Source organism: Streptomyces violaceusniger Tu 4113 (assembly GCF_000147815.2).
GTDB lineage: Bacteria > Actinomycetota > Actinomycetes > Streptomycetales > Streptomycetaceae > Streptomyces > Streptomyces violaceusniger_A.
Genome location: NC_015957.1, coordinates 8,107,798 through 8,125,004, shown reverse-complemented (window position 1 = coordinate 8,125,004; position 17,207 = coordinate 8,107,798). Strand labels below are relative to the sequence as shown.

Genomic DNA, 17,207 nt, shown 5'->3' with positions numbered 1-17,207 from the left:
CCCTTCCCCATGGCCATCTCGCCCGCCCTCGACATCGCCCGGGGCGTCCCACGCGTCCACCCGGCGCCCCCGGCGCGCCGCCGCCCCGGTCCGGCCGTCGTCGCGCTCGCCCCGGCCGGGCTGGCGCTGGCGCTCGGGCTGTGGGGGATCCGCCGGGAGCACAGCATGTGGCGGGACGAGTCGACGACGTACCAGGTCGCGCACCGTAGCGTCGGCGAGATCGGGCATCTCCTCGGCAACGCCGATGTGGCGCACGGCCTCTACTACCTGCTGATGCACGCCGTCTTCGCCCTCTGGGACGGCGGACTGCCCGCCCTGCGGCTCCCCTCGGTACTGGCCATGGCCGCCACCGCGGCCGGGGTGGGGCTGCTCGGCCACCGGCTCGCCGGGCCGCGCGCCGGACTCGTCGCCGGGCTGGTCTTCCCGCTGGCCCCGGCGGTGCAGCGGTACGCACAGGAGGGACGGTCGTACGCCCTCGTCAGCGCCGCCGTCGTCGCGGCCACGCATCTGCTGCTGAGCGCCGTGGCCAGGCCCCGCAAGCGCACCTGGGCCGGATACGCGGCCGTCGCCTCGCTGGCCTGCCTGCTGCACGAGTTCGCGATCCTGGCCGTCGCCGCGCACGGCGTCGCGCTGTACCGGGCCCGGGTGGGCGCGCGGTCCGGCTGGGCGTGGGGCCAGGCGGCCTCCGTGGTGGCCCTCGTGCTGGCACCGCTGGTGATCGTCAGTCAGCAGCAGGCGGCGCTGGTCGGCTGGATCTCCGCGCCGGGCCCACCCGAACTGCTCGGCTTCGGCGCACTCGCCCTGACCGGCTTCGTCTGCGCCCGGGGACCGCTGCCCGCCCGGGGCCCCCTCCCGCTGCGCGACCTCGCCCTGGCGCTGCTGATCCTGCCACCGGCCGCGCTGATGGCGGTGTCGTATCTCCATCCGCTCTACGTCGACCGGTATGTGCTCTACGCCCATGTCGGGCTCGCGCTGCTGATCGGGGCCCGGCTGGACGCGCTGTCGCGCACCGTCGCCGTCCCACGGGCGCTGGCCGGGGGACTGGCGGTGGTCGCCGTGGCCGCCCTGCTGCCGTACTCGCTCCAACTGAGGACCCCGGGGAGCCGGCTCGATAACACCCTCGCGGCCGCGCGCGCCGTACAGGAGCTGGGGCGGCCCGGTGACGGGGTGCTCTTCCTGCCCGCGCGGCGCCGGGAGCCGATCATGTCCAGCCCGGAGGACTTCCGGGGGCTGCGGGAGCTGGCGCTGGCCCGGGACGCGATCCCCTCGGGCACGCTGCACGGCATCGAGCTGCCCGCACCGGGGATCCGGGCCCGGATGCTGACGGCCGGGCGGATCGTCACGGTGAACGACCCGCCCGGCCAGCCGCTGGACGACACCCCTCAGGAGCGGGTGAAACGGGAGGTGCTCGCGGAGCACTTCCACCGATGCGCCGTCAGGGACGTCACCGGGATGCGGATCGTGCTCTACGGGCGTGCGGGGCGGTGCTGAGCGCTCGGGGCTCGTCGGGCGGTGCTGAGCGCTGGGGGTGCGTGGAGCGGTGCTGAGCGCTTACGCCTCGCGGGGCGTGCTGACGCCTAAGCGGCCTCGATGAAGTCCGGTGCGGTTCGGGTGCGCCCCGAAGGGGCGCGGGGCTGTATCGATATGCGGCTCCGCCGCGGCTGTGTCGATATGCGGCTCCGCCGCGTGGGCGACCAGCCACGACACAGCCGCGGATGAACGACCGCACCTCGCGGCACTTCCCGCGGAGCGCTCAGCTCTCGACCAGCCGGGCCGGGAAGCCGCCCGTGGCGACCGGGCCCCAGCGCTCGGGGGTGATCCGGATCAGCGACTTGCCCTGCTTGCGCATGGCCTCGCGGTACTCGTCCCAGTCCGGGTGCTCGCCCGAGATGTTGCGGTAGTACTCGACCAGCGGCTCGACGGACTCCGGGGTGTCGACCACCTCGGCGGTGCCGTCGATCTGCACCCAGGGGCCGTTCCATTCGTCGGACAGCACGACGAGGCTCACCGCCGGCTCGCGCTTGACGTTGCGCACCTTGGCGCGCTCGGGGTAGGTGGACATGACGATACGGCCGGAGTCGTCGACTCCGCAGGTCAGCGGGGACGCCTGGGGCGAGCCGTCCGCCCGGCGGGTCATCAGCAGCGCACGGTGGCGCGGGCGTACGAACTCCAGCAGTTCGTCGAGGCTGACACGGGTGTTGGTGGCGATGGAGGGGCTCATGCAGGCGAGCGTACGACGTCGAGCGCACTCCAGGCCCGCACGGCCACGGACCGGACCGGCGCCGCGTCGGATGTGTCGTGAGGTGCCGCTTCACGTGCCGCGTCACGTGCCGCGTTACGTGTCGCGTCACGTGTCCCGTTACATGTCCCGTCAGGTGTCGCACTCCAGCACCGTGCGGCACAGCCCGCAGCGGGCCCGCACCCGGCCGCGCACCGGGACCCGGATGCGCTGACGGCAGGTCGGGCAGGGGAAGGAGACGCTCAGCGGAGGGCCGCTGTCGAAGGCGTAGTCGCCTCCGGTGGGGGAGGGGTCGCCGGACTCGGCCGACCGGCGGTCCTTGGCGTAGCGGCGGCGGCCGGTCCAGCCGGCGGCGGCGAGCGGCGGCCGGGCCTGGTCGTGGCGCGCCAGCTCCAGCCCCTTGGCGTACGCCTCGTACGCCTGCGGAGAGGTGAACCAGGGGTAGGGGTCCTCATCGAAGAGCAGCGCCCGCTTGGCCAGTACGTAGCCGAACTCCTCCGGGGTCAGATAGCCCAGTTTCTGGCTGGAAAGCGAGTCCTGGCGGAAGGCGTCGAGCAGCAACCAGCCCGTGCCGAGATAGGCGGCGGTGGTGTCGGTGAGGATTTCGTTGTCGCGTGTGCCGGGGAACGACAGGTCGAGGCGGTGCAGATACACATGCGTGACCTCATGGGCGAGGGCCGCGCCGATGTCCCGACGGTGCGTCTTGAAGCGGGAGTTGAGCTCGATGAAGTACTCCGGACCCGCCGCGAGCTCCACGTTTCCCGCATGCCGCATCTCCCGGAAGCTCACGATCATCCGGGCGTCGGGCAGCCGCAGATGCTGCACCATCACCCCGGCCACCCGCTGAACGCCCAGGTAGAGGTCGTCCTGGTCGGAGAAGGCCACATCGCCGGGGACCACGCTGAGCCCGAAGGTGTCCACCGTGTCGCGGGACAGGCGGCGGTAGAGCGCGGCGATCGAGGCCCGGACGGTGTCCAGGTGGGGAAAGCCGTGCTCGATGTCGCTGCCCGGTGCCGCCACGCCGTCACCCCGTGCCCGTCGCCAGCCGTGCGCCCTGTCTCATCTCAACCTTACGGTCGTTCGGTGGGGCAGCGGGTAGGCCGCGCTGGCTGAAAACCGACCCTTGTCACCCCCTTCACCCGCTCCACATAATCACAGGGCGTTTTACCGGCTCATCCACGGGATTTCGGAGAGGTTTCCGGATTTTTTGCTTGGCATGAGCCTGACATGCGCACCGAACCCCCCACGAAAGGACAGTCCGTTGCGGAAGACCCTGAAGCACCTCAAGAGAGCCTCGGCCGCCGGCGCAGTCGCCCTCGCCGCCTTCAGCCTCACCCCCGGCAGCGCCAACGCCGCGCCCACCGGCCCCGAGCCGAGCCCCTCCGTCGTCGGCGGTACCCGCGCCGCCCAGGGCGAATTCCCCTTCATGGTCCGGCTGTCCATGGGCTGTGGCGGCGCTCTCTACACCCAGGACATCGTGCTCACCGCCGCCCACTGTGTGGACGGCAGCGGCGCCAACACCTCCATTACGGCCACCGCGGGCGTCGTCGACCTCCAGAGCTCGAGCGCCATCAAGGTCAAGTCCACCGAGGTGCTCCAGGCCCCCGGCTACAACGGCACCGGCAAGGACTGGGCGCTCATCAAGCTCGCCAAGCCGATCAACCAGCCCACCCTGAAGATCGCCGACACCACGGCGTACAACCAGGGCGACTTCACCGTCGCCGGCTGGGGCGCGGCCGTCGAGGGCGGCGGCCAGCAGCGCTACCTGCTCAAGGCCACCGTGCCGTTCGTCGACGACGCCACCTGCAACTCCGCGTACGCCGAGCTCGTGCCCGGCGAGGAGATCTGCGCCGGCCGGATGGCTCAGGGCGGCGTGGACACCTGCCAGGGCGACTCCGGCGGCCCGATGTTCCGCAAGGACGACAGCGGCCAGTGGATCCAGGTCGGCATCGTGAGCTGGGGCGAGGGCTGCGCGCGGCCCGGCAAGCCCGGCGTCTACACCGAGGTGAGCACCTTCGCCAAGGACATCAAGGCGGCCGCGAGCGGGCTCGGCGGCTGACGCCTCCTCAGCCTCGCCTCCGCCAGGAGCTGACCGGGGCCCGGCCATCGGGCCGGCCCCGGTCGGTTCTGCCGGTTCTGCCGGTCTGCCGGTTCTGTCCGTGCCCTCAGCTCTGCCCGCTCTGTCCGTAGCAGATGCAGAACGGGTGCCCGGCCGGATCGTTGAAGACCCGGAACCCCGACCGCTCCCCGCCACTGTCGTGCAGGAACGTCGCCCCGAGCTCGATCAGCTCCTGCTGCGCCCGCTCCGCATCCTCGATCGTGTCCACGTCGAAGTCCAGATGGATCTGCTGCGGATACGCCGGGTCCGGCCAGCGCGGCGGCTGATGGTCCGGCGCTAGCTGGAAGGCCAGCCGCCGGCCGTCCTCGGCCGTCAGGTTCGCCCATTCGGGATCGCTGTCGTCCACCCGCCAGCCCAGGATCCGTCCGTAGAAGGCGGCCAGCGCGGCGGGGTCGGGACAGTCGATGACGGTGCACTGAAGCGTCGCGATCATGGTTGCGGACCCTAGCCCGGAACGGCCCTGCCCGGAACGGCTGCGCCCGCCACCGCTCCGCCCGGTACCAGCCGCGGGAAAGTCGTCCCGGAAGTGGAACCTCCCCCCGCCCAGGCGACTCCTCCACGGTGGAGACACCGCCTCGGGAGCGGCCCTCCACCATGACCGCCCCGCCCCCTTCCGGCCCCCTTGAGGGCCGGTTCCGAAACCCCCCACAGGGGTCGGGGCGGTCCGGGGCCCGGGCCGCCACCGGCCCAGGCACAGGATGCCGCGGTGGCTTGGGCCGCCTCCCGGCGGCGGCAGGCGCGGGCCGAAGCGCCCCGGAGCGCGGGCCGAAGCGCCCCGGAGAGGAACCGAGCCCCGCGAAAAAGTAGTCTCGGGAGGCATGACGCACAGCATGAGCGACCACACCGCCGGCCGGCCGGCGACGCCGGGAGACCCCGAGGGGATCGACCCGTCCGTCCTCGACGAGCTGACCAGGTTGCGCGACAGCATCGACAACATCGACGCGGCCGTGGTCCATATGCTCGCCGAGCGCTTCAAATGCACTCAGCAGGTCGGCCACCTCAAGGCCGCCCACCGGCTCCCTCCGGCCGACCCGTCCCGCGAGGCGCGCCAGATCACCCGGCTGCGGCAGCTCGCCGAGAGCGCCAAGCTCGACCCCGGCTTCGCCGAGAAGCTGCTCAACTTCATCATCGCCGAGGTCATCCGGCACCACGAGACCATCGCCCGCTCCTGACCCCGGCCCGAGGGCGCACTCCGGTGGTGCGCCCGCACAGCCGTCCGCCCCGGTCGACCACTTCCCACCCGTGTGCGGCCCGCCGCACGTAGGGCAGCATGTCCCCATGTCCGTACTGACGCGCGAGGAAGCGCAGATCCGAGCCCGCCTCATCGAGGTCCACCGTTACACGATCGACCTGGACCTCACCCGCGGGGAGGAGCTCTTCGGCTCCACCACGACCATCCGCTTCAGCGCGCGCCAGGCGGGCGCGGACACCTTCGCCGAGCTCGCGCCGGCCGCGGTCCACCGTGCCGTACTGGACGGCCGCGAGCTCGACCTCACCGGCGACACCGCCGAGGCGCTCGCGGACGGCCGGCTTCCGCTCACCGGCCTCACCGAGGGCGAGCACGAGCTGCGCGTCGAGACGGACATGCGCTACTCCCACACCGGCGAGGGCATGCATCGCTTCACCGACCCCGCCGACGGTGAGACGTACCTCTACACCATGTGCTGCATGGCGGACGCCAACGACGTCTTCGCCGCGTTCGACCAGCCCGACCTCAAGGGCGTCTTCGACGTCCGGGTCACCGCCCCGCCCCAGTGGACCGTCCTCGGCAACGGCATCGCCACCCGCGTCGGCGCCCCCGAGGAGGGCCGCTGGCAGCTCGCGCCCACCCCGCCCATCAGCACCTATCTGATGGCGCTGGCCGCCGGCCCGTACCACTCGGTGCGCACCGAGCACGCCGGACTCCCCTTCGGGCTGCACGTCCGCCGCTCCCTCGCGCCCTACCTCGAGGCCGACGCCGACGAGCTCTTCGACATCACCCGGCGCTGCTTCGACCGCTACCACGAGATCTTCGAGGAGCCGTACCCCTTCGACTCCTACGACCAGGCGTTCGTCCCCGAATTCAACTCCGGCGCCATGGAGAACCCGGGCCTGGTCACCTTCCGCGACGAATTCGTCTTCCGCTCCGCCGTCACCGACGCCGAGCGCCAGACCCGCGCCATGGTCATCGCCCATGAGATGGCCCATATGTGGTTCGGCGATCTCGTCACCATGAAGTGGTGGGACGACATCTGGCTGAACGAGTCCTTCGCGGAGTACATGGGCTACCAGATCCTCACCGAGACCACCCGCTACACCGACACCTGGGCCGACTTCGGCGTCCGCCGCAAGAACTGGGGCTACGACGCCGACCAGCGACCCTCCACCCACCCGGTCGCCCCCGCGCCCGAGCTGGTCCCCGACACCGCCGCCGCCCGGCTCAACTTCGACGGCATCTCCTACGCCAAGGGCGCCTCCGCGCTGCGCCAACTCGTCACCTGGCTCGGCGAGAAGACGTTCCTCGACGGCATCAACGACCACTTCACCCGGCACCGCTTCGGCAACGCCACCCTCGCCGACTTCATCGACTCCCTCGCCCGCTCCTCCGGCCGCGACGTCCACGCCTGGGCCGACCGCTGGCTGCGCACCACCGGTGTCGACTCCCTCGCCCCCGTCGTCACCGCGGGCGGCGGCCGGTGGAGTGCCGAGATCCGCCACCAGGGCGGCGGCCCGGACGGCGACACTCCCACCCGCCGCCCGCACCGCATCGCCATCGGCCTCTACGACCACGCGCCCGCCGCCCCGCACCAGCTCGTCCTGCGCGAACGCGTCGAGGCCGAGCTCGACGGCGCCGAGCCCGCCCTCAGCCTCTCCTTCACCGGGCCCCGGCCCGATCTGCTGCTCCTCAACGACGGCGACCTCACCTACACCAAGATCCGGCTCGACCCCGGCTCCTGGAAGGCCGTCCACCGCGCCCTGTCCGGCCTCCCCGACGCCGTCAGCCGCGCCGTGGTCTGGAACGCCGCCCGCGACATGGTCCGCGACGGCGACCTTCCGCCCGCCGACTTCCTGGAGGCCGCCCGCGCCCATCTGCCGCACGAGACCGACATAGCGATCGTCCAGGGCGTCCTCGCCTTCGCCCGCACCCAGATCGCCGACCGCTACCTCCCCGCCGACCGGCGCCCCGCCGCCCTGGCCACCATCCGCGCCACCTGCCGCGATCTGCTGCGCCGCACCGAGGACGGCACCGGCGCCGGGCTGCGGCTCGCCGCCGTGCGCACCTTCATCGGCAGCGCCACCGACCCGGCCGAGCTCACCGACTGGCTCGACGGCGACACCGTCCCCGGCGGCCCCGCCCTCGACCCCGAACTGCGCTGGCAGACCCTCGGCCGGCTCGCCGTCCTCGGCGCCGTCGGCCCCGCCCACATCGACGCCGAACTCGCCCGCGACTCCAGCGCCACCGGCCAGGAGGGCGCCGCCCGCTGCCGGGCCGCCCTGCCCGACGCCACCGCCAAGGAGGCCGCGTGGCAGACCCTCTTCGACCCCGAAAGGGACGGCCAGGGGCCCGAACTCTCCAACTACCTGGTCACCGCGACCCTCGCCGGCTTCTGGCAGCCCGAGCACCACGACGTCCTCGCCGACTACGTGCCGCGCTACTTCCCGGCCGCCGTCACCCTGGGCACCCGCCGCGGACCCGCCATCGCCGACACCGTCGCCCGCTTCGGCTTCCCGAGCACCGTCGACGCCGAAACCCTGCGACGGGGCGAGGAATGCCTCGCAAACCCCGACGCCCTGCCCGCCCTGAGCCGCCGCCTCGCCGACCAGATCGACGACCTCCGCCGCGCCCTGCGCGTACGGGAGAAGCAGAGCGACTAACCACCACCGTCCGGAGGAACACCGCCGCTCCGGCCCCAGTTCGCCATCACCACCTGAACAGGAGCCGGACGGCGCGCTGTGCAACCAGAGCGCCGACGTGCCCTTCTCACCATCGCCCGTCGCGACGGGCGATGAGGTGGGGGTGGAGAGGACGGCGCGAGAAACGACGCCCGCCGAACCGCACGCCGCCTGGATCGGGCAGGCATCGGCGTCCGTTCGGGCAGGGGGCAGACTGATGGGCATGGATCGAGAAACTCTTGAGCGGACCTTGACCGTCGACGGGGAGAAGTTCGATGTCGCCGAGCGTCCCGACGAACCCGGAACCTACGACTTCACCTGGCTGACCGGGCCGAACCCCGATTACGGCTTCACCACCCGGGTCCATGGAGCCGACTCCCTCAGCACACAGCAACTGGAGGACTCCGCACGGGAGTTCCTCGGCCAGGTGGACCCCGACACCGGGTACATCGAGTAGCCGCGCGGGCGGATCAATCCGTGTGAGCGGGCCGTACCACGTATGGGTGCACTTCCCGCGGACCCCGGACCGGACCGCGGGTGTGCGAAGTAGTTTGGGCAACCCTGACCGCCGCCCGACCGCTTCCACCTGCCCGACTCCCAGACACCCCCTAGGGGCACACCCATGCCCGTGCCCGCATCCGGAACCGCCCGCCTCCTCGCCGGGGGCCATGGCGGACCGGGCGCGCTCCGCCCGATGGTCGACACCGTCCTCGACGCCCTCGCCCACGGGGCCGCCGACCGCGGCGGGCCACTCCCGGCCGGGGGACCGGCCGCGGTGGACCGGCGGATACGCGATGCGGCCCGGCCGCTCATCCCCGACGAGGGGGAGGGGCCCCACCACGCGCTGCGCACCCTCGTCCGCGCCCTCACCCATGGCGCGGCCGACCCCGCGGACCCGCGCTGCACCGCCCATCTGCACTGCCCGCCGCTCGCCGTGGCCACCGCCGCCGACCTCGCGGTGTCCGCGCTCAACCCCTCCCTCGACTCCTGGGACCAGGCCCCCGCCGCCTGCGCACTGGAGGCACTGACCTGCCGCGCCCTGGCCGAGTTCGTCCACCCCCACGGCCCCGCCCCCGACGCGCTCGTGACCACGGGCGGCACCGAGTCCAACCAGCTCGCGCTGCTCCTCGCCCGCGAAGCCGCGGGCGGCGTCGGCAGACCCCTGCGGATCATCTGCGGCGGCAACGCCCACCACAGCATCCACCGCGCCGCCTGGTTCCTCGGGCTGCCCGCGCCCCACACCCTCCCCACTCCCACCGGCGTCCTCGACCCGACCGCGCTCCACACCGCCCTCGACCGGCTGCCCGACGCCGACGCCCCCACCCTCGTCGCCCCCACCCTCGTCGTCGCCACCGCCGGCACCACCGACACCGGAGCCATCGACCCGCTCCCCGACATCGCCGACGTCTGCGACCACCACGGCGCCACCCTCCACATCGACGCCGCCTACGGCGCACCCCTCCTCTTCAGCGACACCCTCCACAAACAGCTCCACGGGCTCGACCGCGCCCCTACCGTCGCCCTCGACCTGCACAAACTCGGCTGGCAGCCGGTCGCCGCGGGCCTCCTCGCCGTCCCCGACAGCGCCGCCCTCGCCCCCCTGGCCCACCGCGCCGAGTACCTCAACGCCGACGACGACACCGAAGCGGGGATGCCCGACCTGCTCGGCCGCTCCTTCCGCACCACCCGCCGCCCCGACATCTTCAAGATCGCCGTCACCCTGCGGGCACTCGGCCGACGCGGCCTCGGCGACCTCGTCGACCACGTCTGCGCGGCCGCCCAGCACCTCGCCGACCTCATCGAGGCCCGCCCCGGGCTCGAGCTCTACGCCCGCCCCACCATCAGCACCGTCCTCTTCCGCCCCACCGGAGCACCGCCCGCCGCCGTCGCCGCGCTGCGCCGCCGCCTCCTCCACCACGGCACGGCCGTCCTCGGCCGCGCCGCCACCCCCGAGGGGCTGTGGCTCAAGGCCACCGTTCTCAACCCGCACACCCAGCCCGACGATCTGCGCGGGCTGCTCGAACTCGTGGAAGGCCACACCACCCCATGAGCACCGAACAACCCCCCACCCCCGCCTGCGATCCCGCCACCGCCACCGCCGCCGGGTCCGCCCCCGGCGTCGACCGGCCCCTGGACCTGGCCGGTATCGGCATCGGCCCGTTCAACCTCTCCCTCGCCGCCCTCGCCCACGGCGTCCCCGCCCTGCGCACCGCCTTCTACGAACAGCGGCCCGCCTTCCACTGGCACCCCGGCCTGCTCATCGACGGCGCGACCGTCCAGGTCCCCTTCCTCGCGGACCTGGTCACCCTCGCCGACCCCGGCAGTCCCTGGACCTTCCTCCAGTACCTCAAGGCCCATGAGCGGCTCTTCCCCTTCTACGTCGCCGAGCGCTTCCACATCGAGCGCGCCGAATACGACGCCTACTGCCGCTGGGTCAGCCAACAGCTCCCCGGACTCCACTTCGACCACCGCGTCGACGCCGTCCGCTGGGACCACGAATACGAGCTGTTCGAAATCGACTTCACCCGCCTCGGCGGCCCGGGCGACGACGCCCACGCGCCCCACCTCACCGGGGCCGACGAGGACGGCAGGGCCCTCGGCCGCGCCTACGCCCGCAACATCGTCCTCGGCGTCGGCACCGAACCGTACGTCCCCGAACCCCTGCGCCCCCTCGCCGACGCCCCCAACGTCCCCGTCCTCCACTCCTGCGACTACCTCGAACACCGCGAACGGCTCCTGTCCACCGGCCACATCACCGTCGTCGGCTCCGGCCAGTCCGGTGCCGAGGTCTTCCTCGACCTGCTGCGCCACCGGCCGCTGGGCGCCGAAGGACTCCACTGGCTCGCCCGTACGCCGTCCTTCGCGCCCATGGAGTACAGCAAACTCGGCCTGGAGCAGTTCAGCCCCGACTACACGCGCTACTTCCACGCCCTCCCCGAAGCCGTACGCGACCAACTCCTCCCCGGCCAGTGGCAGCTCTACAAGGGCATCGCCCACGAGACCATCACCGCCATCCACCACGAGCTCTACCGCCGAGCCCAGCACGGCGGCGGCTGGCCCGGCGTCGCCCTCACCCCCGGCGTCACCGTCCGCACCGCGGGCCGTATCGCCGCCGCCCGTCTCGAACTCCACCTGGAACACACCGAGCAGGGCACCCGCACCCGCCACACCACCGAGGCCGTCGTCCTCGCCACCGGCTACCGCGAGCGCCGCGTCGACACCCTCCTCGCCGCACTCGACCCCTACATCCGGCGCGACTGCTCCGAACGCCCCCGCATCGACGCCGACCACCGACTCGTCCTCGACCCCATGATCAAGGGCTCGGTGTACGTCCAGAACGCGGAACGCCACACCCATGGCGTCGGCACCCCCGACCTCGGCCTCGCCGCCTGGCGCTCCGCCGTCATCCTCAACTCGCTGGCCGCCACGCCCGTCTACCCGCTCCCGCCGCGCACCGCGTTCACCACCTTCGGCCTTCAGCCCAGCGGACCCGGCGCCGTCGCCCCGCCCCGGCCCGCGCAGCCGTCGGCCCCGGTCGCGCGCGGCAGCGGCCGGATGCCTCTCCCCGACCAGCGCAACGGACTCGCCCCTACCCGGACGTGACCTCACCCCGACACCCGGCCCCCGGCTCCAGATGATCATTCTGTCCGGAATCGGCCTCAGATGGCGATGTCCCGGACGGCGATGTCTCGGACGGCGGTCTCTCAGCCGGCGTCCGGGAAGACCGGGGCGCCGTCCCGGGTCAGCTTCCAGTCCACCGACGCGAACCGCGACACATCGATCGTCTTCTCCGCCTGCACCCAGGCGATGATCGTGTTCCGGATCTCCTCCGAATTGGCCCACACCTGCTTCGCGGACGCCACATGCGGGAAATTGCCGCCACCGCTCGCCCGGTAGTTGTTGACCGCCAGCACGAACTGCGCCTTCTCGTCGATCGGCTTGCCGTCGAAGCTCAGCTTCGCGATCCGCGAGCCCGGCGCCTTCGCGATGTCGATCTCGTACGTAAGGCCGCCGACCGCGTCGTAGTTGTAGTCGGGCGTGTTGTCGGCGTTCGTCAGCTTCGACGGGTCCACGTCGCCGCCCGCCGGGGTCTGCACGTAGTAGCGCGCCGAGAACTCCAGGTACTCCTTGAGCTGGGCGCCGGTCAGCACCCGCGCCTCCAGCGTGTTCTCGAACGGATACAACCCCGCCACCTGCCGGATCGTGACCTCCCCGGCCGGGATCGCCGCCGTACGGGAGAAGCAGGACGCCTGCGAGAGCACCGGCAGCGCCGCGTACTCCGTCCCGGCCAGCGACGCCTTCACCGTCTCCGACTGCACATGGTTGATGAAGTCGAGGATCGGCACGTCCTTGTACGGCGCCTCGGCCGCCGCCATCGCCGCCGTCGAGGTGCCGATGACCTCGTTGACGTACCCGACGACCTTCTTGTGCTCATCGCCGAGCAGCCGCACGATCCGCGGGTCCTCCTCGGCCGCGTTGGAGTTCAGCACCTTCGCCGACACCGACGCCACCTGCCAGCGGCCCCGCTCCCACTCCAGCTCGAAGTCGAAGAGGGTCAGCCGCTGACCCCACTTGAGCGGCTCCGACAGCACGACCTCGCGCCCGGTCTCCTTGTTGACCACCCGAGACTCCGGGATCTCCACATGCGCGTGGCCCACCAGGATCGCGTCGATCCCCGCCACCTTCTCGGCCACCAGCGCCGCCGCGTTCTCCACATACGGCACCTGGTCGCCGTAGCTTGAGGTGCCGCTGGTCCCGGAATGCGCCGAGACGATCACCACGTCCGCGCCCATCGACCGCAGCCGCGGCACCCACTTCGCCGCCTGCTCCTCCAGGCCCGGGAAGGTCATCTTCCCCTGCACATTGACCTTGTCCCAGATCGCGATGCCCGGATTGGTCAGCCCCAGCACCGCCACCTTCACATCCCGCCCGCACGGGGTGCGCAGCCGCGTCATCCAGTACGGCGCGAAGGCGGGCCGCAGCGTCTTCGCGTCCAGCGCGTTCGCCCCCAGCAGCGGGAAGTCGCACTGCTCCTCGAACTTCCGCAGCACCGGGATGCCGTAGTTGAACTCATGGTTGCCCAGTGCCGCCGCGTCATAGCCGATCGCGTTCATCGCCTGCGCCATGGGATGTACCGGGCCGTCCGCCCCGGTGATCGGGTCCACCCTGGCGTAGTAGTACGAGAGCTGGGTGCCCTGGATGGTGTCGCCCGCGTCGATCAGCAGCGTATTGCGGTGCCCCTTCTCCTTGCGGACCTGGTCGATCAGCGTGGAGATCTTCGCCAGGCCCACATCGTTGTGCGCCGTGTCGTCGAACTCGGCGTCGGTGAAGTAGTCCCAGTTGAAGACGTTGCCATGCAGATCGGTCGTGCCCATCACGGTGAAGGCGTACCGCCGCCGGGGGCGCCCGTGCCCCCGCGCCTCGGCCGGGACGGCGGCCGCGGCCGAGGCGAGGGCGGCCCCCGCACTGGTCGCCGCGGTGCGACCCAGGAACTTCCGACGGTTGAGCGGCATGGCTGATCTCCTCCGAGATACCTGCGAAATGAGCACAACGCGCGTAGATTCTGGCCCAGCCGCACCACTCCGCACCACCCCCGGCAGATTGCGATCAGGTTGCCCCCGGCACTTCTTGAGGGGCGGTCAGACCAGAATTTCCCGGCCGGGTCGTCCCACCCCGCCGAGGCCCCGGGCGTCGTACGCTCCGGACACCACCCCGCACACACCCGACCAGGAGCCGCCATGGACCAGCCGGCCCACCCCAGCCAGCCGCCGCAACCCACCGCCCCCGCACCTGCCGCCCCCGCGCCCGCCGCCCCCGCACCTGCCGCCCCCGCGCCCGCCGCCCCCGTGCCCTACGGCACCCCCGACACCCCGCGCGTCGCCGTCCGCGGCGAGGCGACGCTGGAGGTCGACCCCGAGATCGCCCGGCTCACCATCACCGTCAGCGCCCGCGGCGCCGACCGGCGCGCCGCGCTCGACGACCTCACCCGCCGTAACAACCAGGTCCTCGCGCTGGTGAAGCCCTACGGCGAAGCGGTCGAGAAGCTGGAGACCGGCGCCTTCTCGGTCACCCCCGAGATCAACCCCAAGAGCCGCCATGAGCGCGTACGGGCCTACCACGGCCGGGTGCAGCTCACCGCGACCCTCACCGACTTCACCGCCCTCGGCGAGCTCACCACCCGCCTCGCCGACCTCGACCTCACCCGCGTCGACGGCCCCTGGTGGGGGCTGCGCCCCGACTCGCCCGCCTACGGCCGCGCCCGGCAGCAGGCGGTGCGGGAGGCGGTGCAGCGGGCCCGCGAGTACGCCGGAGCGCTCGGCTCCCGGCTGGTCGCGCTCACCGAGCTCGCCGACCTCGAGGCGGAGCAGGGCCCGCTCCAGCCCGTGGCCGCCGCCACGCGCGGCCGGTCCGCCTTCGGCGGCCCCCCCGACCGGGACGCCGTCGCCGCGCTCGACCTCGAACCGCAGCGCCAGACGGTGTATGCGCATGTCAACGCGCGCTTCACGATCACCCCTCCCGAGCTCTGAGGGCCCTTCTTCCGAGTCTTGAAACCATCCTCCGAAACGCTCATCGGAGCACCCCGCCGCACGTTTCATTAGTTGTCAATAGCCCGCCATCCAAAGGCCATGGAGGAGTGTGAAGTTCCGGGCTCTCTACTCGCCGGTAAGTCATAGGCTCGACTTCATGCGCCGAGCAAAAATCGTCTGTACTTTGGGACCCGCCACCGACTCGTACGAGCAGATCAAGGCACTCATCGAAGCCGGAATGGATGTGGCCCGCTTCAACCTCAGCCACGGCACCTATGCCGAGCACGAGGAGCGTTATCGGCGAGTGCGCAAAGCCTCGCTGGAAACCGGCCGCAGCGTCGGCATCCTCGCCGACCTTCAAGGTCCGAAGATTCGGCTCGGCCGCTTCCGTGAAGGACCGGTACTCCTTGAACGCGGAGACGAGTTCATCATCACGGTCGAACCCATCGAGGGCGACCGGTTCCGCTGCGGCACCACCTACGAGGGGCTGGCCGGCGACGTCAGCAAGGGTGAGCGGATCCTCGTCGACGACGGCCGTGTCACCCTCGAGGTCGTCGACATCGACGGCCCCCGCGTGCACACCATCTGCATCGAGGGCGGCATGATCTCCGACCACAAGGGGCTCAACCTCCCCGGCGTGGCCGTCTCCGTCCCCGCGCTGTCCAAGAAGGACATCGAGGACCTGCGCTGGGCACTGCGCATCGGCGCCGATGTCATCGCCCTCTCCTTCGTCCGCAACGGCAACGACGTCGTGGACGTCCACCGGGTGATGGACGAGGAGGACCGCCGGCTCCCCGTCATCGCCAAGATCGAGAAGCCGCAGGCGGTCGAGAACCTCGAGGGCATTGTCGACGCCTTCGACGGCATCATGGTCGCCCGCGGCGACCTCGGCGTGGAGATGCCGCTCGAGCAGGTGCCGATGGTCCAGAAGCGCGCGATCAAGCTGGCCAAGCGGAACGCCAAGCCGGTGATCGTCGCGACCCAGATGCTCGACTCGATGATCGAGAACTCCCGCCCCACCCGCGCGGAGGCGTCCGACGTCGCCAACGCGATCATCGACGGCACGGACGCGGTGATGCTCTCCGGCGAGACCAGCGTCGGCAAGTACCCGATCGTCACGGTCAAGACGATGGGCCGCATCGTCGAGGCCGCCGAGGAGGACATCCTCGCCAAGGGCCTCCCCCCGCTCACCGAGCGCAGCAAGCCCCGCACCCAGGGCGGCGCGGTGGCCCGCGCGGCGGCCGAGATGGGCGACTTCCTCGGCGCGAAGTTCCTCGTCGCCTTCACCCAGTCCGGCGACACCGTCCGCCGCCTCTCCCGCTACCGCTCCCCGATCCCCCTCCTGGCCTTCACCCCGGAACCGGGCACCCGCTCCCAGCTCAATCTGACCTGGGGCGTCGAGACCTTCCTCGGCCCGATGGTCAACTCCACGGACGAGATGGTGGCCCAGGTGGACGAGGAACTGCTGCGCCTCGGCCGCTGCCGCAAGGGCGACCTCGTCATCATCACCGCCGGCTCCCCGCCCGGCGTCTCCGGCTCCACCAACCTGGTCCGCGTCCACCACATCGGCACGGACGACCTGCGGTAGCCGACCCTCGCTCCCCGGGGCCGAGGTGCTGAGCTCAGTACTTCGGCCCGACGTGCTTGTCCATGAGGGCGACGGAGGCACGGCGGGCGACGGAGATGTTGAACGGATCGCTCCCGCGCGCGAGCGTGGTCCACTCGACGCCGACCTTGGTGAGGGTGTCGGAGCAGGCTTGCGGATGTCGTCGGACTTGTTGGTGAAGAAGTACCGGGGGTATTCGTAGCGCTTGCGTTCGCTCGCGATGATCTTGGTGGTCCAGTTGGTGATCCGACAGCCGTCCGAGTGGAACAGTCCACAGATGAAGTGCCAAGGGTGGCTGTCCACGATCTGCTGCTGCCAGGCATCGAGGGCGATGGTGCGGTCGTGCTTCTTTCCGGGACCGTGCTGGGGAAGCAGGCAGAGCCAGTGTTTGCTGTAGCCGGTCACCGCGACGCACCCCTGTCGCTGGACGCGGTAGACCCGGTTGTATGGGCGTACCGCGCGCATCGCTGCCGCACAGGCGTCGATGAGGCCCGGCCAGGCATCCGCGCATGCGATGCGCAGGAAGTACGAGCCGTTCGGCAGACGGCTGACGCAGCCGTCGCCGAGATAGAGCCCGAGCAGATATGCGTAGGCGCAGGTGTCCTCTGGCGGTCGGGGCTCGGGGGCACATCTTGAGCAGTGGGCCACGGTGCGGGCGGGTTGTGGCCCGACCTGCCATTCGCGGATGGCGGACCGTGATATCCCGGTCTGCTTGCTCACGGAATTCAGACTTCGGCCCTGGCAGACGAGAGCGAGTGTGCGCTCACGCGTTTCGAGGTCGTACACGAATGCGAGCTTGGCCGTTAAGCGGCCACCGTGTGAGCGCTCGAAGCATTGTTCACT

13 protein-coding genes and 1 pseudogene are annotated in these 17,207 nt (G+C 71.5%); 9 read left to right on the top strand and 5 right to left on the bottom strand.

What is annotated here, in order from left to right:
• Positions 1-9 precede the first annotated feature (9 nt).
• Positions 10-1,491: a glycosyltransferase family 39 protein gene (locus tag STRVI_RS33180; protein ID WP_014059941.1), complete on the top strand. Its 1,482-nt coding sequence runs from the start codon at positions 10-12 to the stop codon at positions 1,489-1,491.
• Positions 1,492-1,753: 262 nt separating this feature from the next.
• Here STRVI_RS33180 and STRVI_RS33175 read toward each other — a convergent pair whose 3' ends face one another.
• Together STRVI_RS33175 and STRVI_RS33170 are read right to left on the bottom strand one after the other, a co-directional pair.
• Positions 1,754-2,221, bottom strand: coding sequence for a PPOX class F420-dependent oxidoreductase (locus STRVI_RS33175; protein ID WP_014059940.1), 468 nt, complete (start codon positions 2,219-2,221; stop codon positions 1,754-1,756).
• 150 nt (positions 2,222-2,371) lie between these two features.
• Positions 2,372-3,259 (bottom strand): hypothetical protein, encoded by an 888-nt coding sequence (locus STRVI_RS33170; protein WP_014059939.1) that lies wholly within the window; start codon positions 3,257-3,259, stop codon positions 2,372-2,374.
• A 241-nt stretch (positions 3,260-3,500) separates the two neighbouring features.
• On the opposite strand from STRVI_RS33170, the gene STRVI_RS33165 reads away from it, so the two are divergent.
• On the top strand, positions 3,501-4,298 hold the full coding sequence (locus STRVI_RS33165) for a S1 family peptidase (protein ID WP_014059938.1): 798 nt from the start codon (positions 3,501-3,503) through the stop codon (positions 4,296-4,298).
• Between the two features lie 106 nt (positions 4,299-4,404).
• Here STRVI_RS33165 and STRVI_RS33160 read toward each other — a convergent pair whose 3' ends face one another.
• Positions 4,405-4,791: a VOC family protein gene (locus STRVI_RS33160; protein ID WP_014059937.1), complete on the bottom strand. Its 387-nt coding sequence runs from the start codon at positions 4,789-4,791 to the stop codon at positions 4,405-4,407.
• Between the two features lie 385 nt (positions 4,792-5,176).
• Here STRVI_RS33160 and STRVI_RS33155 point away from each other — a divergent pair, with 385 nt between their 5' ends.
• From STRVI_RS33155 to STRVI_RS33135, 5 genes are all read left to right on the top strand, one after another.
• The gene (locus STRVI_RS33155) at positions 5,177-5,530 is read left to right on the top strand and encodes a chorismate mutase (protein ID WP_014059936.1); all 354 of its coding nucleotides are present in this window, start codon (positions 5,177-5,179) and stop codon (positions 5,528-5,530) included.
• A gap of 106 nt (positions 5,531-5,636) precedes the next feature.
• On the top strand, positions 5,637-8,213 hold the full coding sequence (pepN, locus tag STRVI_RS33150) for an aminopeptidase N (protein ID WP_014059935.1): 2,577 nt from the start codon (positions 5,637-5,639) through the stop codon (positions 8,211-8,213).
• Between the two features lie 241 nt (positions 8,214-8,454).
• On the top strand, positions 8,455-8,688 hold the full coding sequence (locus STRVI_RS33145; protein WP_106685764.1) for a hypothetical protein: 234 nt from the start codon (positions 8,455-8,457) through the stop codon (positions 8,686-8,688).
• A 165-nt stretch (positions 8,689-8,853) separates the two neighbouring features.
• The gene (locus tag STRVI_RS33140) at positions 8,854-10,281 is read left to right on the top strand and encodes a pyridoxal phosphate-dependent decarboxylase family protein (protein ID WP_014059933.1); all 1,428 of its coding nucleotides are present in this window, start codon (positions 8,854-8,856) and stop codon (positions 10,279-10,281) included.
• Positions 10,278-11,834 (top strand): lysine N(6)-hydroxylase/L-ornithine N(5)-oxygenase family protein, encoded by a 1,557-nt coding sequence (locus tag STRVI_RS33135; protein ID WP_014059932.1) that lies wholly within the window; start codon positions 10,278-10,280, stop codon positions 11,832-11,834. Before STRVI_RS33140 ends, STRVI_RS33135 begins: the two co-directional genes overlap by 4 nt.
• 101 nt (positions 11,835-11,935) lie before the next feature.
• Here the strand turns inward: STRVI_RS33135 and STRVI_RS33130 are convergent, their stop codons facing one another.
• Positions 11,936-13,744, bottom strand: a complete 1,809-nt coding sequence (locus tag STRVI_RS33130) for a bifunctional metallophosphatase/5'-nucleotidase (RefSeq protein ID WP_014059931.1) — start codon at positions 13,742-13,744, stop codon at positions 11,936-11,938.
• Positions 13,745-13,969: 225 nt separating this feature from the next.
• Here STRVI_RS33130 and STRVI_RS33125 point away from each other — a divergent pair, with 225 nt between their 5' ends.
• Positions 13,970-14,758 (top strand): SIMPL domain-containing protein, encoded by a 789-nt coding sequence (locus STRVI_RS33125; protein ID WP_014059930.1) that lies wholly within the window; start codon positions 13,970-13,972, stop codon positions 14,756-14,758.
• Positions 14,759-14,915: 157 nt separating this feature from the next.
• Positions 14,916-16,346, top strand: coding sequence for a pyruvate kinase (gene pyk / locus STRVI_RS33120; protein ID WP_014059929.1), 1,431 nt, complete (start codon positions 14,916-14,918; stop codon positions 16,344-16,346).
• 34 nt (positions 16,347-16,380) lie between these two features.
• On the opposite strand, the pseudogene STRVI_RS55100 reads toward pyk, so the two are convergent.
• Positions 16,381-17,150 (bottom strand): annotated as a pseudogene (locus STRVI_RS55100) (transcriptional regulator).
• Between the last annotated feature and the right edge of the window lie 57 nt (positions 17,151-17,207).